At 34.9% G+C, this 21469-nt stretch carries 23 protein-coding genes; 16 read left to right on the top strand and 7 right to left on the bottom strand.

Going from position 1 to position 21469, the window contains the following annotated elements; genetic code table 11:
* Positions 1-13: 13 nt before the first annotated feature.
* The 3 genes from STERM_RS00240 (at position 14) to STERM_RS00230 (ending at position 2049) form a co-directional block, all read left to right on the top strand.
* Positions 14-769: a hypothetical protein gene (locus STERM_RS00240; RefSeq protein ID WP_012859536.1), complete on the top strand. Its 756-nt coding sequence runs from the start codon at positions 14-16 to the stop codon at positions 767-769.
* A 49-nt stretch (positions 770-818) separates the two neighbouring features.
* Positions 819-1583: a helix-turn-helix transcriptional regulator gene (locus STERM_RS00235; protein ID WP_012859535.1), complete on the top strand. Its 765-nt coding sequence runs from the start codon at positions 819-821 to the stop codon at positions 1581-1583.
* A 76-nt stretch (positions 1584-1659) separates the two neighbouring features.
* A complete protein-coding gene (locus STERM_RS00230; protein ID WP_012859534.1) occupies positions 1660-2049 on the top strand; it encodes a VOC family protein in 390 nt (129 codons plus the stop codon).
* Positions 2050-2116: 67 nt separating this feature from the next.
* Here the strand turns inward: STERM_RS00230 and STERM_RS00225 are convergent, their stop codons facing one another.
* The 7 genes from STERM_RS00225 to STERM_RS00195 all read right to left on the bottom strand — a co-directional run bounded on the left by STERM_RS00225 (position 2117) and on the right by STERM_RS00195 (position 7211).
* Entirely contained in the window at positions 2117-2509 is a 393-nt protein-coding gene (locus tag STERM_RS00225; RefSeq protein ID WP_012859533.1) for a hypothetical protein, read from the bottom strand.
* Between the two features lie 37 nt (positions 2510-2546).
* Entirely contained in the window at positions 2547-2915 is a 369-nt protein-coding gene (locus STERM_RS00220) for a RidA family protein (RefSeq protein ID WP_012859532.1), read from the bottom strand.
* A gap of 41 nt (positions 2916-2956) precedes the next feature.
* Positions 2957-3601, bottom strand: a complete 645-nt coding sequence (locus tag STERM_RS00215; RefSeq protein WP_012859531.1) for a hypothetical protein — start codon at positions 3599-3601, stop codon at positions 2957-2959.
* A gap of 140 nt (positions 3602-3741) precedes the next feature.
* A complete protein-coding gene (locus tag STERM_RS00210) occupies positions 3742-4392 on the bottom strand; it encodes a hypothetical protein (protein WP_012859530.1) in 651 nt (216 codons plus the stop codon).
* Positions 4393-4772: 380 nt separating this feature from the next.
* Positions 4773-5798, bottom strand: a complete 1026-nt coding sequence (locus STERM_RS00205; RefSeq protein ID WP_012859529.1) for a zinc-dependent alcohol dehydrogenase — start codon at positions 5796-5798, stop codon at positions 4773-4775.
* Positions 5799-5810: 12 nt separating this feature from the next.
* Positions 5811-6449, bottom strand: coding sequence for an L-fuculose-phosphate aldolase (locus tag STERM_RS00200; RefSeq protein WP_012859528.1), 639 nt, complete (start codon positions 6447-6449; stop codon positions 5811-5813).
* A gap of 18 nt (positions 6450-6467) precedes the next feature.
* Positions 6468-7211 carry a DeoR/GlpR family DNA-binding transcription regulator gene (locus STERM_RS00195; protein ID WP_012859527.1) on the bottom strand — a complete coding sequence of 248 codons (744 nt, stop codon included), beginning with the start codon at positions 7209-7211 and terminating at the stop codon, positions 6468-6470.
* A gap of 506 nt (positions 7212-7717) precedes the next feature.
* Between STERM_RS00195 and STERM_RS00190 the strand changes: the two genes are divergently transcribed.
* The 13 genes from STERM_RS00190 (at position 7718) to lpdA (ending at position 21417) form a co-directional block, all read left to right on the top strand.
* Complete coding sequence (locus STERM_RS00190) at positions 7718-9829, top strand: BglG family transcription antiterminator (RefSeq protein WP_012859526.1); 2112 nt, start codon at positions 7718-7720, stop codon at positions 9827-9829.
* 4 nt (positions 9830-9833) lie between these two features.
* Positions 9834-10286, top strand: coding sequence for a PTS sugar transporter subunit IIA (locus STERM_RS00185; protein ID WP_012859525.1), 453 nt, complete (start codon positions 9834-9836; stop codon positions 10284-10286).
* Positions 10287-10524: 238 nt separating this feature from the next.
* Positions 10525-11886, top strand: a complete 1362-nt coding sequence (locus STERM_RS00180) for a PTS galactitol transporter subunit IIC (protein ID WP_012859524.1) — start codon at positions 10525-10527, stop codon at positions 11884-11886.
* A gap of 16 nt (positions 11887-11902) precedes the next feature.
* Positions 11903-12547, top strand: coding sequence for an L-ribulose-5-phosphate 4-epimerase (locus STERM_RS00175; protein ID WP_012859523.1), 645 nt, complete (start codon positions 11903-11905; stop codon positions 12545-12547).
* Positions 12548-12566: 19 nt separating this feature from the next.
* On the top strand, positions 12567-13931 hold the full coding sequence (locus STERM_RS00170) for a PTS galactitol transporter subunit IIC (protein ID WP_012859522.1): 1365 nt from the start codon (positions 12567-12569) through the stop codon (positions 13929-13931).
* 21 nt (positions 13932-13952) lie between these two features.
* Positions 13953-14237, top strand: a complete 285-nt coding sequence (locus STERM_RS00165) for a PTS sugar transporter subunit IIB (protein WP_012859521.1) — start codon at positions 13953-13955, stop codon at positions 14235-14237.
* Between the two features lie 363 nt (positions 14238-14600).
* Positions 14601-15359 carry an SDR family NAD(P)-dependent oxidoreductase gene (locus STERM_RS00160; protein ID WP_012859520.1) on the top strand — a complete coding sequence of 253 codons (759 nt, stop codon included), beginning with the start codon at positions 14601-14603 and terminating at the stop codon, positions 15357-15359.
* A gap of 109 nt (positions 15360-15468) precedes the next feature.
* Positions 15469-15741 carry a PTS sugar transporter subunit IIB gene (locus STERM_RS00155; RefSeq protein ID WP_012859519.1) on the top strand — a complete coding sequence of 91 codons (273 nt, stop codon included), beginning with the start codon at positions 15469-15471 and terminating at the stop codon, positions 15739-15741.
* Between the two features lie 18 nt (positions 15742-15759).
* Positions 15760-16233 carry a hypothetical protein gene (locus STERM_RS00150; RefSeq protein ID WP_012859518.1) on the top strand — a complete coding sequence of 158 codons (474 nt, stop codon included), beginning with the start codon at positions 15760-15762 and terminating at the stop codon, positions 16231-16233.
* A 16-nt stretch (positions 16234-16249) separates the two neighbouring features.
* On the top strand, positions 16250-17212 hold the full coding sequence (locus STERM_RS00145; RefSeq protein ID WP_012859517.1) for a thiamine pyrophosphate-dependent dehydrogenase E1 component subunit alpha: 963 nt from the start codon (positions 16250-16252) through the stop codon (positions 17210-17212).
* Positions 17213-17354: 142 nt separating this feature from the next.
* Positions 17355-18338: an alpha-ketoacid dehydrogenase subunit beta gene (locus tag STERM_RS00140; RefSeq protein ID WP_012859516.1), complete on the top strand. Its 984-nt coding sequence runs from the start codon at positions 17355-17357 to the stop codon at positions 18336-18338.
* Between the two features lie 39 nt (positions 18339-18377).
* Positions 18378-19706, top strand: coding sequence for a dihydrolipoamide acetyltransferase family protein (locus tag STERM_RS00135; protein ID WP_012859515.1), 1329 nt, complete (start codon positions 18378-18380; stop codon positions 19704-19706).
* A gap of 19 nt (positions 19707-19725) precedes the next feature.
* Positions 19726-21417, top strand: a complete 1692-nt coding sequence (gene lpdA, locus STERM_RS00130; protein ID WP_012859514.1) for a dihydrolipoyl dehydrogenase — start codon at positions 19726-19728, stop codon at positions 21415-21417.
* The last annotated feature ends 52 nt before the right edge of the window (positions 21418-21469 follow it).

Below are 21469 nucleotides of genomic sequence, written 5' to 3'. Positions count from 1 at the left end.
GAAAGGTGAAATAATGAAAAACCAATTATTTATGGAAAAATATTACAAAAAAATTCTAAATATGGATAAAAACAACAGCTGGAAAGCTGAACTAAAAAATCATTCAGGATTTAATAAAACCCCTGTCGGGATTATTTCCATCCTGCTTATGATTTTTGGCTTCTTTTTCGGCTGTTTTCTTCTCTGGAATGCAATAACTACAGAAAATTCAGAGTCATTATTTAAAGCGGCCTTTATTTCTTTTGGAATTGCAGTATTCGGCTTTATTTTGATGAAAATTTTCGGAAAAAATATAAAGAAAAAGTATCAGGAAAGAATTACTGGAGGAAAGCTTTCCCTTGCTGTAATGGTAACTGCAAATGAACGTTATCTGAATGACAGCTTTTCCATTCCCTCTGCTTTTTTTTATACAGCTGATAATGCAAAAAGGCTGGATATAAATTATTACAGATCTATGGATGAAAAACTTCAGAAAATTATGGGCGGAATTACAGAGACTCCTGAGGAGAAAGCTTTTTATAAAAAGCTGAAAGCTCTGGAAAGCAAAGCAGCTACAGGAAACCACATTCTTGATGTTCCGGAATCCATAGCCGGAACAAGTGACTCTTATATTTGGGCAGGAAGTCTTATAAATGCCGCCCCGAAAGATTATTTCAAAGATTATTCGAATACAATAGTTCCTTTTCTTATTCTGGAAAAATCCGGTGAAAAGAGAGGCTGGTACGAAAAGCTGCCTGTTATATTAAGTTCAAGCATATGGACAGTCTAGTACCATATTCTGTTTAGTTTTAGTTAATATTTGAAAAGAAGGAAAAAATATGAATTATAAAGAATTTCTCCCAGGAAAAAATTTAGGACATATAATTGATTCTTACTGGTTTTTGGACAACTCTTCCATATACGGCGAATCTCAGGTTCTTCCTGATTGCTCAATGGATATTATTTTTAATTTTGGTAATTGCTTTCACTCAAAAAGTAATTCCAAAAGTATAGTCAATAATAACGACATTATAATTACAGGCATGATGACGAGCTTTAAGAGTCATTCTATGGAAAAGGACAGCAGACTTTTTGGTGTACGGTTCAAGCCCCTTGGTCTTAACCGTTTTTTGAACTTTGGATTTCATAATATAAAGAATGATATTATTGATCTGAATTCAGTTATTTCTGATTCCTGTCATCAAAAATTCAGAAATATTTTTTTACTGGCAGAATATAAGGATATTATTGGATTTTTTGAAAAAATTTTTATTGAACACCTAAATTCCCGCAGTAATGATATTGATCTGGATGTATCTTCTGCTCTTCAAAATATTTATAATTCCGAAAATCCTTCTGTTAATGAATTACACAAAATTATAGGTATTTCACAAAGGTATCTGGAAATAAAGTTTAAAAAAGAGATTGGCATTAATATGAAAGAATTTATTAATATAGAAAGATTTATAAAAACTAAAAAAGAAATCCTCAGCTCGGATAAAAGCCTTACAGAAATTGCTGTAAATAACGGTTATTATGATTCCTCCCATATGATAAAAGATTTTATAAGGTATACGGGTTCTTCTCCAAAAAACTGGAAATAGTTCGCTTTTTTACAATTATTTTTATTTTTATTATGATATGATTTGTAATATATAAGTTTTTTCGGGAGGTAAATATATGAAAATAGCATCATTTTCACCAAATTTAATGGTAAAAAACGTAAACAAAAGTATTGAATTCTACTGTAATATTCTTGGTTTTTCCCTTGTACAGACTGTACCTGAGAGCGGGGAGCCTGATTGGGGAATGGTAGAAAAAGACGGTTTTTTTGTAATGTTTCAAAAAGAAGAAAGTATAAAGCAGGAATATCCTGAGTTAAATTCACAAAATTCAGGAGGAGCTCTTACTTTTTATATAAAAATTTCTGATATTCAGGAATTCTATAATAAAATTTGTTCTCATATGGATGTTTCACATGAAATGCACAAGACTTTTTATGGCGCCGATGAATTTGCCATAAAAGACCCTGACGGATTTATTCTTGTTTTTTCAGAATCTTCAGAGTAGAAAATTTTTACAATAAAAAAACAGAACAGCTGTAATTTGAAGTGTGTTCTGTTTTTTTCTTTTATTATCATTTTACCTGCTTCAAACCAACTGCAAAAACCGTACTTACTCCCATCAAAATGATCAAAACTATAAGAAGCGGAAGAGAAAAATATCCTCTTGAAAGACCTATTCCGAGATTTGCTCCCACGATCACCGCAAGAATTAAAATTACCCACATAACCGGATTTGGCTTTACTACCATCAATGCTTCATCCTGAGTAATATTTATTTTTAATTTTCTACTGATTCCGTTTATCATGCTTATTCCGACCTGGATTATATGTTCCCCTTCCGCTGCATCAAATCCTGCTTCCTCTCCGTTACCAACATAGCCTATAATCTCTCCATCCAGAATTACTTTAAATTTTCTTGCAGAGCTAAGAAAGCTCTTCTCTCTTTTTACTATAAGTTTTGCCATTATCATTAACCTCCTGTTTTATATTTAATTTTTTCATTTATTTTCCGGCTCCCGGCTTGTAAGCTGTCCCATCTAACATACACAGACAGCCTTTATCCATGAAATCTGTAGTTGTTGTCATTCTTGCAGGAAAATTTTCCTCATCAAAATATTCATTAAATACTTTTCTTGCTTTGTCAAAGTCCTCTATAAATCTCAGATGCAGATTTATCTGAACCATGTCATTCATTTTTGCACCGGCAGATTCAAGAGTTTTTTTCATACTTTCCAGACACGATTTCATCTGTTCCTCTACGCCTTTTTCATTATTTCCCCCCGCATGATGAGCCAGAAAAATAAAATCTCCTGCTATTACACATGACGGACAAGTCTTATCTCCGCAGTTTGTAGGCATTCTTTTTATCATATTGTCCTCCTTCCGTTTTTTATATGGATTTTTTTATTTATTTAATTGTTTGTATCTGTAATTGACTGAAATAAAAACGATTCTAAATACTGTGGTGTCAAAACATTAGGTATTGTCTGTTTTCCGGCTGCTTTCCCGTTAACAAACGCTTCCATTTCCAAGTCTCCGGTAGCCGGATTCAGTGTCAGCTTCAATTCCTGACCCTGCGGACCCTTTGCTATCCCATTTTTAAATGTAAATATCTGACCCTGTGCTTCCATTGAACCATTCGCAAGATTATTTACGAAATTAAGGTCATACTTATATACTCCCTGAATGTCTGCAAGATATTTTACAATAGCGCCTTTATTAATATCGAGCATAATATAGGTATTCTGACTGGGATCATTCATTATAAGCTCTCCGTCAAATTTTCCTCCGACTACTGTAAATCTCATATGCTGACCCTGTCTGTCATTTTTAAGCTCGCTCAAACCATCCAAATGTCCGTTTTTCAGACTTATTCCGCCGATATATCCGTCCTTCTGATCCTCCGTATTCATTATAATATTACCTGTAAACGGACTTCCTTTGTATAATAATACTTCCTTTACTATCTTTACATCTTTATTCGGAAGTGTAATATCAATACTAAAAGAAACTGCAAAACCAAAGACAAAAATAACTGCTAATAAAAATTTTTTCATATTTCCTCCATTCAAATTTTATATAATATACATAATCATACTAGCATGTATTTTCTTGCTCTGTCAAACTTATTTTAACAAAAAAACAGTATACTGACTGTTATTGTCTGTATACTGTTATTCTATTTTCAGATTGTTTATTATCTGTTTGTCATAGTAACTGCTCTGAATATAAATGTTTCCAGATACTGCGGTGTTAAAACATTAGGTATTGTCTGTTTTCCAGCAACTTTTCCGTTAACCATCGCTTCCATTGTCAGATCTCCTGATTCAGGATCCAGAGTTAATTTTAATTCCTGTCCTTGCGGTCCTTTTGCTATACCGTCTTTAAATTCGAATTTCTGTCCTTGAGCTTCCATTGTTCCGTTTGCAAGATTATCCACAAAACTAAGGTCATACTTGTATGCTCCCTGAACATCTGCCAAATATTTTACAATAGCTCCGTTTTTAATATCAAGTACAATGTCAGTTCTTTGTTTAGCATCTTTCATGATAAGTTCCCCGTCAAATTTTCCGTCTACTACTGTAAACTTTACCTGTTGGTTTTCTTTATCATTTTTAAGATCTGTTAAACCGTCAAGATGTCCGTCCTTGAAGCTCATCGCTCCTGCATATCCGTCCATTTTATCTGCAAGATTCATCTTTATATTTCCTGTAAAGGGCTTTCCTTTGAATGTCAGAACATCTCCCTCTATTTTCACATTTTTATTAGGTAATGTAATGTCTTTCGATCCGCCGCAAGAAATTACTAATCCTAAAATTAACATAATAGCTAATAAATATCTTTTCATATCTCCTCCATTAAAAATTTATATTTTATATACCTTTATGTTACTAAAATATTCTCATTATGTCAATTTTATTTTTTATATCAATTTACATCGTCTTTATTAAAACAATTATTTAATTAATTATAAATATTTGAAATATTTTTTTCATCTGCAAACTCAAATTTGTTTTGCAAAAAAACACTTATTTTTCAATACTTTGACAGAATTAAAAAAACTGTATTAAAACAGAATAATTTAAAAAAATTTCTAAGTTTTTAAAAAATTTACTAAAAACATAATAAATATTTTTATACCTGTATAATATTCTGCCAATCTTTAGTTAAAATGATACAGTACACAGGATTATTCTGCATAATACAGTTTTATTTTGTTAATTTCCATTATTCGAAAATAATTGCATTTTTTATTACATTTCCTGTTCTGTGTGACTCCAATGCATCTACCAGATGATCTATATCATATTCATTATTTACAAAGTCATCTGCACTTATTACACCTTCACAAATGAGTCTGAAGGCTCTTTCCACATGATAGGGAGTAGTATGAAAAACACCCTTTATTGTCAGCTGTGAATAATGAAAAAGCTGGCAGTCTATAGTGAATGTTTCTCCCTTTTTCGTTCCTCCGAATAAATTTACCAAACCGCCTTTTCTTGCCATAAGAATAGTATTTTCCCATACTCTCGGAAGCCCTGTTGCTTCTATTGCCACATCTACACCTCTGCTCTGCGGTGTACAGTCCTTTACAGCTTTTACTACATCAGAAACTTCATTTATATTTATAATATCTTTTGCTCCCAATTTTTTTGCCAGTTCCAGTCTCTTATCGCTTGCATCTGTAACAATTATATGTGCACCTTTTAGATACACAAGCTTTACAAACATAAGCCCGATTGGTCCTACCCCGTTTATTACAACATAGTCCCCCTGTTTTATATTTGATTCATCCACACCGTAAACCGCACATGAAAACGGCTCTGTAAGAGCTGCACTCTTAAAATCCAGTGTATCAGGGAGCTTGAACATATTCTGTCTTACTATTCTTTCAGGAATTTTTTGATATTCTGCAAAAGCTCCTGAATTAAAAAGATTATTTTCGCACATAGAATACTGATGTGTCTTACAGTAAATACACTCATGACAAGGTGCAGAATTATGTGCTACTACCCTGTCTCCTACCTTAAATTTTTCTACTCCTTCTCCTACCTTATATACCACTCCTGATGCTTCGTGTCCGAAAACTGCCGGCGGAATCCAGAGCGGATGACCTCTCAGATATGTTTTCAGGTCTGTTCCGCATGTTAATGCTACTTTATTTTTTATTACCACTTCACCATAACCCGGTTCCGGTATAGCTGTTTCTTCTATCCTTACATCTTCGGGGCCGTAAAAATACGCTATTTTCATAATTTTCCTCCTTTATTGTCCATAAGATTTGAATCTCAGAAGCATACTTTCCATCTCTTCTTCATCCAGCAAAACTGGTTCTCCTATTGATTTTGTTCTGTAATAATACTCCGCCATCTCCTCGCTCATTTCAGCCACAAGAAAAGCTTCCTTTACACTGCGTCCTATTGTTATTAATCCATGATTGGCAAGAAGCGCCGCCTTTCCTTCTCCCATTCCCTCAAAAGCATTATCGGCAAGCTCCTGTGTACCGTATGATGCATATTTTGCACAAGGAATTGTTTTTCCTGCAAATGCCACATAATAATGAAGTGCAGGGATATCCCATCTCATGCATGAGATAGTCGAAGAAAATCTCGAATGAGTGTGAACCACAGCTTCTACATCATCTCTTTTTTTATAAAAAATCAAATGCATCATCCATTCACTGGAAGGCTTTCTTTCCCCCTCCACTACTTTTCCGTCCAAATCCATAATTACCACATCTTCAGGCTCTGTTTCAAAATAATCTATTCCGCTCGGACTTATTGCAAAATATTTTTTTTCCTTATCAAAAATACTTATATTTCCTCCTGTTCCAGTAGTAAGTCCTTTTGTTACCAAGAGCTTTCCATATTCCACAATGAGCTTTCTCTCATTTTCCATCAGCATAACATCATCTCCTTTAATTTATAATACTTTACAAAATTTTTTATACTTATTTTTTATTTTGCTGTTTATTTCGTTATCTGTTATTATTGCATCAAGATTTTCCGCAGAATAGAACGTAAAAAATGATTTTGTTTCAAACTTTGTGCTGTCTACAAGCAGGAATCTTTTTTTGGCATTATTAAGTATTATTTCCTGTGCTGTCCCCTCTTCCTCATTTGAAGACATAAGCTGGCTGTCATTAATACAGTTTGCACCTGAAAAGGCTATATCCACATTTATTTTTTTTAGAAAATTATTTGTAAAGGTTCCTATTACTGCACTGGTTTCTGTTCTTAGATAACCGGGAGCAATTATCAGTTTATACGGAAGTGAGGAATATTTTGAAAAAGCACTTAATGAATTGGTGATAATTGTATTATTTTTAGTTTTTATATATTTTAGAACCATCTCTGTTGTAGTTCCCGGTCCGATGAAAATTGTATCATTGTCATTTATGTATCCTGCTGCTTTTTTGGCAACCTGTTCTTTCAGCTTTAAGTTAAGCTCTTCTCTTTCTGAATAGGACATTTCAAATATAACCTGATTCTCAAGCTTTACTGCTCCGCCATGGACTTTTTTTAACAGCCCTATTTTTTCAAGCTGGTTAAGATCCCGCCTTACTGTACTTTCCGCTACATTTAATGTCTTGGCAAGTTCTCCTGTACCCACTGCATTATTTAGTTTTATCATCTGAAGTATTCTGTCTATTCTTTTTTCTTTCATTCTGTAAATCCCTCCTTTTGTTGCCTGATTTTGATCGAAATTACTCTTTTTTGCTCATTTCTATTATAGTACATTTTTTCTTTTGGTCAAGAATTTTGCAAAATTTTATGCCAGTATAGTTTTTGACTTTTAATTTCTCTATCCCTGTTTTACTGATCTTCATAATAAAATTTTTTTGTTTTATCATTTTTGCTAACTTTTTTTATTAAAAATTTTAAAGTTTTAAAGTCAATAAAAGCAATATTCTTATCACTGGTCTAAAATAACCATTAAAAGAGCAAAAAATAAAATAAATTAACTTTTTGAAAAACATTCAAAATGCCTATAATTCGTACTTTTTAAAATAAAGTATAATATTTTTCATAAATTGTGGTAAATAATTAGCCTTGCCTATTTATACTTTCGTGGTACATTTCTATTGAAGAGGTTAGCGTGTCCAGTTCATTAATTAATTAACGATGTCGGATTTTAACACTCTGCAGTACAGAAGAAGGAGGTGAGACAATATGGCTCTTACTAAGAGGGAAATCGAAATTTTGAATATACTTACCAATTCAGATAATATAGACATGGAATATCTTGCCGAAGACTTCGGAGTGAGTCTCCGTACTATAAGATACAGTATAGAAAATCTAAACTATTATCTGAAAAAATATGATTTCCCTGTTATAGATAAAAACTCCAAGGGGATTCTATATCAGCATGAAAAATTTTCTTTAAGTAATTTTTTAAAAAAAATTGAATCCAGGGATTATAAATATTTAGATATAGAAAGAGTGGAATATATCTATATTTATATACTCTTTAATACATCCCGGAAACTAAATATCATAAATCTGGCCTCATTATTCCAGGTAAGTGAGCTCACAATAAAAAGTGACATAAAAAAATTAAAAGACTTTCTAAAAAGCAAAGATCTCAGTTTCAGGTATAACAACATAAAAGGTTTCTACATAGATTCATCAGAAATAGCACTAAGAAAAGAAATGATAAAAATATTCATGGATAAGCTATTTAATTTTGAGAACACTGCAAATAAGATGAACTTATTTATAGATTACCAGATAAAAGACATTTTAAATAATTATATAAAACAAATTGACCAGAATTTTTTAAAAAATTATTTAAAAGATATCGAGAGTAAACTTGTAGAAAACACCTCTAATGAAGTCTTCGAATTGCTTATCATATATTTCTCCATAGCCATCCTAAGAATAAACCAAAATAATATCATCACACAAAGCGATTTTTATAACACATATATAATAAGGACAAAAGAATATAAAATACTCACAGAAAATATTGATATTTTAGAGAAAAAATATGATGTTCATTTTAACGAAGAAGAAATACTGAAACTGGCGGAGTATTTTCTGGGGAGTCATACCTATAATTACAGTTATACATTTTATGAAAACTGGATTGAAGTGGAAATTCTCGTAAGAAAGCTTATCGGTGAGGTGAGCAAAAACTGCAGTGTTGACATTTCAAAAGACAAACTGCTGTTCGAGGGTCTTCTTAATCACATAAAACCTACTATCTACCGTATAAAAAATGATATTTACCTTCCCAATATAGGCTTTGAAGAAATACTTGAAAACTGTCAGGAACTTTTTTTTACGGTAAAAAATGCCCTTATTGATGTGGAAAAATACATAGGACATAAAATAAAAGATGATGAAGTCGCTCTGTTTACAGTTCACTTCAAGCTTGCCATTGACAGAATAAAGGAAAAAGTGAATGAATTCAGTAATGTTCTCTTTGTCTGCGGAAGCGGTTATGCGAGCTCAAGCCTTCTGGCTCAGGAGCTTTTGGATACCTTTGATATAAATGTTGTCGATCTTATTCCATATTACAGACTAAAAGATTACAATCTAAAAAATATTGATTTTATAATCAGTACTGTAAAAATACCTGAAACTGTAAAAGTGGAAAAAGAAGTAATTCAGGTAAACGTGATTCTCTCTGAAAAAGATAAAATTCTTCTTGAAAATAAAGGGTTTAAAAGAAAAAAACGAACAATCGGAGTAACAGAAATACTGGAGGTTATAGAAAAAGAATTCGAGAATGACGACCTTGAAAAAATAGGAGATATTCTCACACAAAAATTCAGCGGCCAAATATATGACAATAGAAAAGAAAAAATTATAGAAAGGAGAAATAAAAATCTTTTGGATTATCTGAATAAAGAAAATATTGTCATTAAGGAAAAAGAAACAAACTGGCGGAATGTAGTAAAGATTATAGGAAATATCCTGCTGGAGGACGGCTGTATAGAGGAAAGCTATATACAAAGTATGAAAAATCTGGTAGACGAATGCGGTACCTTTATGGTGCTTAACCAAAGACTTATGCTGCTTCACGCAGAAAATAACAATGATGTATTTAAAACCGGAGTTTCTTTCCTGAAATTAAATTATCCTGTCACTTTTCCGGATAATAAAAAGTTAATGTATATATTTGGATTATCATGTCTTTCAAAAGAAGAAATATCAGAGACATTAAATGATTTGGTAACACTTGCAGAAAATGACGAATTCTTTTCAGAGCTAGAAAGAAAAAATAATCAGGCGGAAATACATAAAACTATAAAAAAATACATAGAAAGGAAGATATAAAACTATGATAATTGATGATAACTTAATTTTTTCAAATCTTGAATGCGAAAACTCTAATGAAGTATTAAGATTTTTATCAGATAACCTTGAAAAAAACGGCTATGTAAAATCCAGCTTTTATGACGGCCTTCTGGAAAGAGAAGCTGCTTACCCCACAGGACTGGATTTTGGTGAATACAGTATTGCCATGCCGCATACCGAGGTAGAACATGTTGTAAAATCTACTCTGTCCATAGCCACGCTAAAAAAGAAGGTTGATTTCAAATGTGCCGAAGATCACAGCAAAGATACTCCTGTAGAGGTAGTCTGTGTAATTGCTTTCGGTGAAAAAGAGGACAAAATTGATGTTCTTACTAAATTAATAAGTTTTTTTGGAGACAAAGAAGAATTTTATAAAATGCTTGCTTCTGATAAAGACAATCTTATAAAAATAGTAAAAAAACACCTAGAAAGCTAGCATAATATACTATTTATCCCTTGCGGAACAGAGTGAACTTTTCAGCATTCTGCCGGGAAAAACGGGATATGCAGCAAAACAGAATACTGCATTTTTATCCTTAAAACATTGGTATTTCATTTTTTACCGGAACTTTTACCGGGTAAAATACTGAAAATATATGTAAACATTAGTATTGCTTTTATATCAATAACACTTTATATATCTTTTCAAAATATAAAATTAGGAGGTTTACAAAATGGGAATTTTGAACTATATCGTTGATCTTGGTCCTCAGGTAATGATGCCGATTATTATCACAATATTCGGTCTCATTCTGGGAGCAAAATTTGGAAAAGCTTTAAGAGCCGGATTAACTGTCGGTGTAGGATTTATTGGTTTGAATTTAGTTATTGGTTTATTGGGCGGAAGCCTTGGTCCTGCAGCGCAGGAAATGGTTACCAGACTTGGTCTTAATCTTACTGTTATAGATGTAGGATGGCCCGCTGCAGCTGCGATTGCATTTGCTTCAAGAGTAGGAGCCCTTATTATTCCTATCGGACTTGTAGTAAATATCGTTATGCTCCTTACTAACACTACACAAACTCTGGATATAGATATTTGGGATTTTTGGCACTTTGCATTTACAGGTGCACTTGTTACAGGAGCTACAGGAAGTATTATGTACGGAATTATAGCTGCTGTTCTAAATATGATAATCATAATGGTAATAGCCGATCTTACTGCACCGGGAATAGAAAAATATATCGGTCTTCCGGGTATTTCACTGCCTCACGGATTTTCAGGAGCCTTTGTTCCGGGAGCATTGGTAGTAAATAAAATTTTGGATCTTATTCCTGGAATAAACAAAATAGAAATTGATACTGAAACTCTTCAAAAAAGATTCGGAGTATTTGGTGAACCGCTTATTATCGGTACAGTTATAGGAATTGTAATCGGAATTGCCGCAGGATATAACCTGAAAGGCATCCTTGTATTAGGTATCACACTTGGAGGTGTACTTGTACTTATACCTAAAATGGCTGCGATGCTTATGGAGGGATTAATACCTATATCTGATTCCGCACAGGAATTCGTAAGCAAAAGATTCAAAAACAGAGGAAAAATATATATCGGACTTGATTCTGCAGTTGGAATCGGACACCCTACTACACTTTCAGTATCTCTTGTATTAGTACCTATTACAATTATACTTGCAGCTATACTGCCTGGAAACAGAGTTCTTCCTTTTGCCGATCTGGCTGTTATACCATTTTCTCTGGTTATGCTTATACCTATCACTAAAGGAAACGTATTCAGAACATTTATAATAGGATTTATAAATATGGCTGTCGGACTTCTTATAGCTACAAATCTGGCTCCGCTTCATACACAGATGGCTATAGACGCTAACTTCACAATGCCTCCGGGTGCAACTATGATTTCAAGTATCTGTGACGGGGCAAATCCTTTAAGCTGGCTGTTTACAAGATTAATGAGCATTCCTTTTATCGGTGTGTCAATACTTGCTGTTATAGCAATAGGAATGGCTGTTTATAACAGACAGAGAATTATAAAAGAAAACCGTAAGGACGCATCTGCAGAGAATACAGAAGAATAAAAAGTGAGGAGGAGATATGCTGGAAAAATTGAAACTGGAAGTAATTGATGCAGGAAAAAAACTAAAAGAGTATAAATTAATAACTCTTACCGGCGGAAATGTAAGCGGCCGGGATTTGGAAACAGGATATATTGTTATGACTCCGAGCGGAATGGAGTATGATACTCTTACTCCTGATGATATCACAGTAACAGATCTTGACGGAAACATTATAGAAGGAAAAAGAAAACCCAGCTCAGACTTAAAAACACACCTGCAGATATACAGAGCTAAAAAAGATATTAACGGAATTATACATACACACTCTACATTTGCAAGCTGTTTTGCAGTATTAAAAGAAGACATTCCTGTTATTTCCACTACTATGGCAAATGAAGTAGGAGGAAAAGTTCCTCTTTCAAAGTATGCTCCTGTAGGTTCTGACGAGCTCGGGGAACACATCATTGAAAAAATAGGAGATCAAAAGGCAGTTTTACTGGAAAGCCACGGTGTTTTCACATATGGTGAAAATGTATCACATGCACTGACTGCGGCAGTTATGCTTGAAGATTCAGCAAAAGTCTACTATCTAACCAGAACAATAGGTAAGCCGGAAGAGCTTCCCGAAGAAGAGATAAAAAGAGCCAATGAATTGTTTAAAAACGTTTATGGCCAAAAATAAATTGTAAAAGGAGAGAAATATGGGAATTATTCAAAGTTTGGTTGATTTTATTCTAGGACTTGGTCCTTCCACTATGCTTCCTATCATTCTTACTATTTTCGGATTAATTCTGGGACAGGGACTGGCAAAATCTTTTAGAGCCGGAGTTACTGTCGGTGTTGGATTCGTAGGTGTAAACCTTGTAATAGGTCTTTTAACATCATCACTTGGTAAAGCCGCTGAGGCACTGGTTACATCACTGGGACTTAATTTTGACATTATCGATGTAGGATGGCCTATCGGAGCTGCAATAACATTTGCTACACCAATTGCAGCACTGTTAATACCAATTATTTTTATACTTAACATGATACTTTTATATTTTAATATTACTAAAACTATGGACGTCGACTTATGGAACTACTGGCACTTGATATTTCCGGGTGCAATGGTTTATTATGCCACTAACAGTTTAATTTTAGCAATTGTTCTTACCTTGATAAATGCTACTATTATATTTAAACTCGCAGACTGGACAGCTCCCGCGGTAGAACATCACTTCGGACTGCCGGGTATATCACTCCCGCACGGGGAAACAGTCAATTTCGCACCTATTATGTATGCTCTAAATAAAGTAGAGGATAAAATACCCGGAATAAACAAAATAAATCTTGACGGAGAAAAGCTGAAAGAAAAAATAGGAATATTTGGAGAGCCGTTAATTTTGGGAATTATTTTAGGAGTACTTTTAGGAATCCTGGGAAGATATACTGTTACAGACATTCTGTCTCTGGGAATCCAGATGGGTGCAGTAATGGTACTGATGCCAAAAATGGTTGCACTTCTTATGGAAGGTCTTACACCAATATCAGAAGGTGCCAAGGATTTTATTTCTAAAAGATTTCCCGGAAAAGATGTATATATCGGACTGGATGCCGCAGTGGTAATTGGTAATCCGTCTAATATGACTGTTGCATTGCTTATGGTTCCTATTACTATATTTCTCTCAGTAATACTTCCATATAACAGAATGCTTCCATTTGCGGATCTTGCAGTATTACCTTTTACTGTTATCTGGGCAGTGGCAGCTTCAAGGGGAGATATCTTCAGAGGACTTATAAACTCTATAATTACTTTGTGTATGGTATTTTTCATGGCTACGAACCTTGGACCGCTTACTACTCAAATGGGACATGCGGTAGGATTTGAGTTCCCGGCAGGAGCTACTATGATTTCAGGTATTGATATGAGCTGTCACATTACTCTGTGGATTATTTTGAAGCTCATTGATTATAAAAATACCCCTATGTTTATAGCAGGTATTGTTGCTCTCGTTGCTTACGCAGGAATGTGGTACTGGACGAGAAATGACATAAAGAAACAATATGAAAATGAAACAGAATAATATTTTTAAGGAGGAAGAAATATGGGCAAAAAGAAAATTATGGTGGCATGCGGAACAGGAATTGCCACTTCAACGGTTGTCGTTAATAAGATGAGTACTTTATTAAAGGAAAGAGGTGTAGATGTAGATATTCAGCAGTGTAAAGTTGCTGAGCTACCTTACAAAACTGATAATGTAGATTTGATAGTTACTACTACTGCTTACACAAGCAAAAAAGATATTCCTGTTATTGTAGCAGTTTCATTCCTGACAGGAATAGGTGTTGACAAAGATCTTGATAAGATCATAGAAATCCTGAATAAGTAACAAAACTGAATATATTGCAGGGCTGAAAACAGGAGCCGGAAATCTTCCGGTATCAATTCAGAGGAACTCCGGTTTCCTGTTTTAATAAAATCTTTTATCCAAAGTCGTATAAAAGAAAAAAAGAGATTTAGGTTTTGCCAGATTTTACGGGTCAAGACCTAAAATCAATATCCTGCAGTCAGAGTAACTAATATTTCCTTTTCAGCAATCCTTTCTTTTCTTCTCTTTGTAAAAGAGGTAATGCAGATTTTATAAAGGGAAGAGTAAATTAAAGTATATATTTATCTCTGATTGCAGATAAAAAAATTAAATTTGAAAACAAACATTTTTTATAGATAGAAAAAGTATATTGTAGGAGGACAAATGTTATTAAAAGATAAAGTCTGTGTAATAACAGGCGGTGCCAACGGAATAGGAAAGGGAATCGCTCTCTGCATGGCAAAGGAAGGAGCTAATGTAGCTATTTTAGACCTCAATGATACAGAAGGAGAAAAAACTCTCAATGAAATAAAAAGTCATAATGTAAAAGGTCTGTATATAAACAGTGACGTTACCAACCCTGAATCTCTCGCAGAAGCACAGAAAAAAATAAGCAGCGAACTTGGAAATACCGATGTTTTGGTTGTAAATGCAGGTATAAGCTTTAAGCATTCATTCAAAGAAGTTTCTGACGAAGAATGGAAAAAAGTAATCGATATTAATCTGTCAGGCTCTTTCTATACTATAAAAGCTTTTATTGATTCTATGCTGGATAAAAAGGAAAACGACCGGAAAAGTATTATCTTTATCAGTTCAGGATCAGCTTTTACAGGCGGAGGCGGCGGTGTACACTATACAGCATCAAAATCAGGACAGCACGGTCTTATGAGAGCCTTGGCAAAGGAATACGGAAAAGCAGGAATAAATGTAAATGCCATTGCGCCGAGAGTTATTGCATCTCACATTCTGGACCAGCTTTATCCTGATGAAAAATCAAAACAGGAATTAATCGAACAGATTCCTATAAGAAGAATCGGATATCCTGAAGATATCGGCAATCTTGCTTGTTTTCTCGCGAGTGAGAAATCTACATATATTCACGGTCAGATCATACTAATGGATGGCGGCCGAACATATCAGTAATAAAAAAACAGTATTTTGGCAGATCAGTACCTTTCTGTTAAAAAACACCCGCTGAAATACTTTTGTCTCGTTTAGTAATTTATCACAATTATAATCTAAGGAGGAATTCATGAAAAAAATACTTGTAGCAACAGGAACTTCAGTAAACAAAATGAAATTTGCAGTAGAAACAATTAAGAACTATTGTGCAAATAAAAATGTAGAGTGTGAGGTAAAAGGAGTAAACATATATGAAATGAAGCTGGAGGAAGAAAATCCCGATGTCTTGGTAGTAATCGGACCCAGTGATATCAAAACAGATATTCCTATCATAATGGGAACAGCCTTTATCACAAAAATGGGAATGGATAAAACCTGTGATGAAATCCTGAGCCACCTATAAAAATTGTCTGGAGGAAAAATGACATATAAATATAATAAGAAAAAATATTTTATTACTGTTACACTTACCTCAATATTTATAGTTTTTCTGCTGATTTATGCAGTTATAAAAAATATTTTTAATTTCAATATAAATATATATACCTTTATTATTCTGGCTTCATGCTACGAACTGTTTAATATTTATATCGCAGGAGTAAAGCCCCTGGAAATAGAGCTGGACAGTCATAAACTCGTTCTAAGGGGATATCACAAGGAAGATGTTTATGAAATAAAGGATTTGAAATATATGATGACAAAAGAACTTGCAAATAAAAGACTTTATCTGCGAATAAATAAGTACAGTCTGCTCAAGGGAAGATACTGGCTGGATACCAAGTCTTACGAGAACAGCGAGAATTTATATCTGAATATTATGGAACTGGAAAGACTTATCTGTCCTAACCAGCTGAAATATAACCATAGAAGCAGAAGAGTGAAAGAAAATCGATAGAAAAGGAGATAAAAAAATGTCAGAAAAAAAAGATATCTATAGAGAAATGTACAAAAGAATGAATGAGGCAAGAGCCTTTGAACAAAAAGTATCATGGTTCTTTTCAAGAGGAATGGTTCACGGAACTACACACCTTTCTATGGGTGAGGAAGCCTCGGGAGTAGCTCCCTGCATGGCACTTGAAGACGGCGACTTAATTACTTCTACACACAGAGGACACAGTCAGGTAATAGGTAAAGGAGTAGACCTTAATAAAATGATGGCCGAGCTTCTTGGTAAGGCTACGGGTTACTGTAAAGGTAAAGGCGGTTCTATGCACATTGCCGATATTGATTCTGGAAATCTCGGAGCTAACGGTGTAGTGGGTGGAGGACATGGTCTCTCGGTAGGTGCTGCATTAACACAGCAAATGAAAAAAACAGGAAAAATTGTACTTTGCTTTTTTGGGGATGGTGCTGCTAATGAAGGCAGTTTTCATGAGGCTCTTAATCTGGCATCGATATGGAAGCTTCCTGTTATCTTTTATTGCGAAAACAATCTTTACGGTATGTCTATGTCAATGGAAAGACACATGAATATTACGAATATCGCAGACAGAGCATCAAGCTACGGTATTCCCGGACATATAGTTGACGGAAATGATGCTGTGGGACTTTATGATAAAATGCTTGAAATATTTAAGTATGTAAGGGAAGGAAACGGACCTGTACTTGTGGAAAGCAAAACTTACAGATGGCTCGGTCACTCAAAGAGTGATGCCAATGTATACAGAACAAAGGAAGAAATAGAGGACTGGAAATCAAAGGACCCTATAGAAAGAATGAAAAAGTATCTTGTAAGCGAAAAAATATTTAAAGAAGCGGAATTAACTGCAATAGAGGAACAGGCTAAGGCAGATATAGAAAAGGCAGTGGAATTTGCTAATAATTCACCTGATCCTGAATTGGAAACAGCATTGACTGATGTATATGCTGATTAAGCATAAAAAGTAAGCAAGAACACAAGCACCCTGCCTTATCTGTATTTTAAAATATGAGAGTCAGCTTGGGGCACAAGTGTTTTGACATTAAGAGGTCTATGTTTTTTGAAATTAAGTTAGACAAAACACTAGGAGGAAAAAAATGAGAGAAATAACATATGCAGAAGCAATCAGAGAAGCTATGTCGGAAGAAATGAGAAGGGATGAAAATGTATATCTGTTAGGGGAAGATGTAGGTATATACGGCGGAGCCTTTGGTGTATCTGTAGGAATGATAGATGAATTCGGTGAAGAGAGAGTAAGAGATACTCCGATATCTGAAGCAGTTATTGCCGGTGCTGCTGCTGGATCGGCAGTTACAGGTATGAGACCAATAGCAGAACTTATGTTTATGGACTTTTCTACTATTGCTATGGATGCCATTGTTAACCAGGCAGCTAAAATGAGATATATGTTCGGCGGTAAAGCACAGGTTCCCTTTGTATTAAGATGTCCTGCAGGATCAGGTACAGGAGCTGCCGCCCAGCATTCACAAAGTCTGGAAGCATGGTTCTGTCATATTCCGGGACTGAAAGTTGTTGCACCTTCTACACCTTATGATGTAAAAGGTCTTCTAAAAAGTTCTATCAGAGATAATAATCCTGTTATCTTCGTGGAACAGAAGCTTCTGTACAGAACAAAAGGCGAAGTACCTGAGGAAGAATATACTATCCCTTTAGGTGTTGCTGATATAAAAAGAACCGGTAAAGATGTTACTGTAGTTACATATGGAAGAATGCTTCCGAGAGTTCTTGAAGCAGCAGAAGAAGCAGCAAAAGACGGAATAGATGTAGAAGTAATTGATCCGAGAACACTTGTACCTCTTGATATAGAAACAATAAAGAATTCTGTAATCAAAACAGGAAGACTTATAGTAGTTAATGAAGCGGTAAAAAGAGGAAGCTATGCAGGGGAAATAGTATCAGAAGTAGTGGAAAGCGAAGCATTTGATTATCTTGATTCAGAGATAATAAGACTTTCGGGAAAAAATACACCTATACCATATAACCCTAAGCTGGAAGCCTATGTAGTACCAAGTAAGGAAGATATAACAGAAGCAATATATAAGGCAATGAACAGAAAATAAAAGAAAACCGCTTTTAGAACTTTCTAAGAAGGAGGAAACATGTCAGTAGAGATAATAATGCCAAAGGCAGGAATGTCAATGGAAGAAGGAACAATAGTAAAATGGCTGAAAAGTGAAGGAGATGAAATAAAAGAAGGGGAGCCTATAGTAGAAATATTAACAGATAAGGTTAATATGGAAGTAGAGGCTGAAAGCTCAGGTTTTCTGATAAAAAAAGTAAGATTTGAAGATGAAGTGCTGCCGGTATTTACAGTAATAGGATATATAGGTGAGAAAGGTGAAACCGTAAGTGAAAGAGAAGAAAAAGCCAAAACAGCGGAAGTAATCAAGGATGAAAAGAAACCTGACAAAAAGGAAACAGAAGAAAACTCTGTCTTCTTTAATAAATCTCTTATGCAGTCAGATAAACTAAACAGGGCAACACCAGCAGCAAGAAAGAAAGCAAGAGATAATAATCTGAACCTCGGGGATATACCAGGCTCAGGACCGAAAGGAAGAGTCCAGCTTGCAGATGTGGAAAGCTTCGCAGCAGGAAGTACAGTAAAGGCTACTCCTCTTGCAAGAAAAATAGCAGGACAGGAAGGAATAGACCTGGACGGTATAAGCGGAACAGGAGCAAAAGGAAAGATATTCAAAAGAGATCTTGTTCTTAATGCAGCTCCGGAAATAATATCAAAAGAAGCAGAGCTGAAACCATATTCAGGAATAAGAAAAGTAATAGGGGACAGAATGACAGAAAGTCAGTTCTCAGCACCGACATTTACACTTAATATAGAAGTAGGAGTAAATAAATTACTAAAACTGAAAGATAAAATAGCCGCACCGCTGATGGATGAAACAGGAGAAAAGCTGACAATAAATGATCTTCTTATTCTGGCAGTAAGCAGAGGAGTAAGAAAATACCCGGATATAAATGTATCATTAACAGATAAAGGAATCCTTTGTCATAAAGAGATAAATGTAGGCTTTGCAGTATCAGGGAACGGGGTATTAATGGTGCCTGTAGTAAAGAATACAGAAGATAAAGGAATAAGAAATATACTTACAGAAGGAAAAGATCTGATCAAAAAAGCAAGAGAAGGAAAACTGGGAGCAGCAGAACAGAGCGGAAGTACAATAACATTAAGCAATCTTGGAATGTATGGAGTTCATTACTTTAATCCGATAATAAACCAGCCAAACAGCTGTATAATAGGAGTAGGAACAATAGAAGAAAAGCCTGTGGCAAAAGCAGGAAAAATATCAGTAAAGAAAGTAATTTACCTTAGTGCAACATTTGATCACAGAGTAATAGACGGAGCACTTGGAGCAGAGTTTATGCAGTATGTAAAGAAATTAATAGAAGACCCTTATAGTCTGTTAATATAATAGGATAGAAAGGAATAATATGTCAGTAGAAATAATAATGCCTAAAGCAGGAATGTCAATGGAAGAAGGAACTATAATAAAGTGGCTGAAGGAAGAAGGAGAAGCCATAAAAGAAGGGGAACCAATAGTCGAAATACTGACAGATAAAGTAAATATGGAGGTAGAAGCCGAGAGCTCGGGTTATCTTCTAAAGAAAGTAAGATTTGAGAATGAAGTACTGCCGGTATTTACAGTAATAGGCTATATTGGAGAAAAAGGAGAAAGTGTAAGCGAAGTAAAAGAAGCAGAAAAGAAAGAGGAAGTAAAGACCGAAACAAAGACATCAGATGAAAAAGAATATGATGTAATAGTAATAGGCGGAGGACCGGCAGGATATATATCAGCCAACAAGGCATCCCAGCTTGGAGCCAAAACAGCTTTAGTAGAAAAAAGAGAGCTTGGAGGAACATGTCTGAACAGAGGCTGTATTCCTACCAAAACATATATAAAGAATATAGAAATATTGGAAGAAGCAGAAAAAGCAGAGTCAAGAGGACTGGATATAAAGGTAACAAAGAATATATCAGATCTGACAAAGGCAGTGGAATTTAAGAATAAGGTAACAAAGAAGCTTTCACAGGGAGTGGGAGGCTTGCTGAGAAGCTACGGCGTAGATGTATACAGTACAGCAGGAAAGCTTGGAGAAGGAAAGAAAGTAACACTGGAAGACGGACAGGTACTGAAAGGTAAGAAGATAATCCTTGCAGGAGGATCAAAAACAAGATATCTGAATATACCCGGAATAGACAGTGATAAGATACTGACAAGTACAACGATACTAGACCTTAATAAAGTACCTGAAAGACTGGTTATAGTCGGAGGAGGAGTAATAGGCTGTGAGTTTGCGGAGATATTCAGAGGATACGGAACAGAAGTAACAATAGTGGAAGCAATGTCAAACCTTTTACCTTTCAATGATAAGGAGATATCACAGGAGCTGGAAAAGATATTTAAGAAAAAAGGGATAAAGCTTCTGACAGATAAACAGGTAACAGGATTTAAGGATAAGGGAAAAGAGATAGAGACAGTATTAAAGAGCGGAGAGAGCTTAAGCAGCGACTATGTACTTTTCTCAATAGGAAGAGAGGCAGACCTAAGCTGTGTGGATGGATTGGAAATAAAGCAGGACAGAGGAAGGCTTATAGTAAATGAATATATGGAAACAAGTATAGCGGGAGTTTATGCAGCAGGAGATATAAATGGATTATCGATGTTAGCCCATTCAGCCTTTAAGATGGGAGAAACGGCAGCAGGAAATGCACTGGGAGGAAGAGAAGAGGTAAGACTGGATAATACGCCGAAATGTGTGTATACTCTTCCAGAGATAGCATCAGTGGGACTGACAGAAGAAGAAGCGTTAAAGAAATACGGAAAGATAAGAACAGGAAGATTTAACTTTGGAGCCAACGGGAGAGCGATAGCTTCAAGTGAGGAAGAAGGATTTGTAAAGGTAATCTGTGATGATAATTACGGAGAGATACTGGGAGTACATGTAATAGGGAGTAAGGCGACGGAGATGATAAGTGCAGGAGTAATCTTGATGGAAATGGAGATAACAATAGAGGAAGCTTCAGAGCTGATCTATGCACACCCTACATTCTCGGAAGCAATACTGGAGGCATGTGCTGACTGTCTTGGAAAGGCTCTTCATCTGCCGAAGAAAAAAATGTAAAATATTTTAATATGCTTTTTGCCCTTTAATATATAAAAAGAAGGACGGTCAG

The sequence above is a fragment of the Sebaldella termitidis ATCC 33386 genome, assembly GCF_000024405.1.
GTDB classification, from domain to species: domain Bacteria; phylum Fusobacteriota; class Fusobacteriia; order Fusobacteriales; family Leptotrichiaceae; genus Sebaldella; species Sebaldella termitidis.
The sequence above is the reverse complement of the archived record's forward strand: the minus strand, read 5'-3'. Positions and strand labels throughout refer to the sequence as shown.

Bases quoted from the DNA above. Each gene is read 5' to 3' on its own strand.
- STERM_RS00240 (WP_012859536.1), top strand. From the start codon at position 14: ATGAAAAACCAATTATTTATGGAAAAATATTACAAAAAAATTCTAAAT.
- STERM_RS00235 (WP_012859535.1), top strand. From the start codon at position 819: ATGAATTATAAAGAATTTCTCCCAGGAAAAAATTTAGGACATATAATT.
- STERM_RS00230 (WP_012859534.1), top strand. From the start codon at position 1,660: ATGAAAATAGCATCATTTTCACCAAATTTAATGGTAAAAAACGTAAAC.
- STERM_RS00225 (WP_012859533.1), bottom strand. From the start codon at position 2,509: ATGGCAAAACTTATAGTAAAAAGAGAGAAGAGCTTTCTTAGCTCTGCA.
- STERM_RS00220 (WP_012859532.1), bottom strand. From the start codon at position 2,915: ATGATAAAAAGAATGCCTACAAACTGCGGAGATAAGACTTGTCCGTCA.
- STERM_RS00215 (WP_012859531.1), bottom strand. From the start codon at position 3,601: ATGAAAAAATTTTTATTAGCAGTTATTTTTGTCTTTGGTTTTGCAGTT.
- STERM_RS00210 (WP_012859530.1), bottom strand. From the start codon at position 4,392: ATGAAAAGATATTTATTAGCTATTATGTTAATTTTAGGATTAGTAATT.
- STERM_RS00205 (WP_012859529.1), bottom strand. From the start codon at position 5,798: ATGAAAATAGCGTATTTTTACGGCCCCGAAGATGTAAGGATAGAAGAA.
- STERM_RS00200 (WP_012859528.1), bottom strand. From the start codon at position 6,449: ATGCTGATGGAAAATGAGAGAAAGCTCATTGTGGAATATGGAAAGCTC.
- STERM_RS00195 (WP_012859527.1), bottom strand. From the start codon at position 7,211: ATGAAAGAAAAAAGAATAGACAGAATACTTCAGATGATAAAACTAAAT.
- STERM_RS00190 (WP_012859526.1), top strand. From the start codon at position 7,718: ATGGCTCTTACTAAGAGGGAAATCGAAATTTTGAATATACTTACCAAT.
- STERM_RS00185 (WP_012859525.1), top strand. From the start codon at position 9,834: ATGATAATTGATGATAACTTAATTTTTTCAAATCTTGAATGCGAAAAC.
- STERM_RS00180 (WP_012859524.1), top strand. From the start codon at position 10,525: ATGGGAATTTTGAACTATATCGTTGATCTTGGTCCTCAGGTAATGATG.
- STERM_RS00175 (WP_012859523.1), top strand. From the start codon at position 11,903: ATGCTGGAAAAATTGAAACTGGAAGTAATTGATGCAGGAAAAAAACTA.
- STERM_RS00170 (WP_012859522.1), top strand. From the start codon at position 12,567: ATGGGAATTATTCAAAGTTTGGTTGATTTTATTCTAGGACTTGGTCCT.
- STERM_RS00165 (WP_012859521.1), top strand. From the start codon at position 13,953: ATGGGCAAAAAGAAAATTATGGTGGCATGCGGAACAGGAATTGCCACT.
- STERM_RS00160 (WP_012859520.1), top strand. From the start codon at position 14,601: ATGTTATTAAAAGATAAAGTCTGTGTAATAACAGGCGGTGCCAACGGA.
- STERM_RS00155 (WP_012859519.1), top strand. From the start codon at position 15,469: ATGAAAAAAATACTTGTAGCAACAGGAACTTCAGTAAACAAAATGAAA.
- STERM_RS00150 (WP_012859518.1), top strand. From the start codon at position 15,760: ATGACATATAAATATAATAAGAAAAAATATTTTATTACTGTTACACTT.
- STERM_RS00145 (WP_012859517.1), top strand. From the start codon at position 16,250: ATGTCAGAAAAAAAAGATATCTATAGAGAAATGTACAAAAGAATGAAT.
- STERM_RS00140 (WP_012859516.1), top strand. From the start codon at position 17,355: ATGAGAGAAATAACATATGCAGAAGCAATCAGAGAAGCTATGTCGGAA.
- STERM_RS00135 (WP_012859515.1), top strand. From the start codon at position 18,378: ATGTCAGTAGAGATAATAATGCCAAAGGCAGGAATGTCAATGGAAGAA.
- lpdA (WP_012859514.1), top strand. From the start codon at position 19,726: ATGTCAGTAGAAATAATAATGCCTAAAGCAGGAATGTCAATGGAAGAA.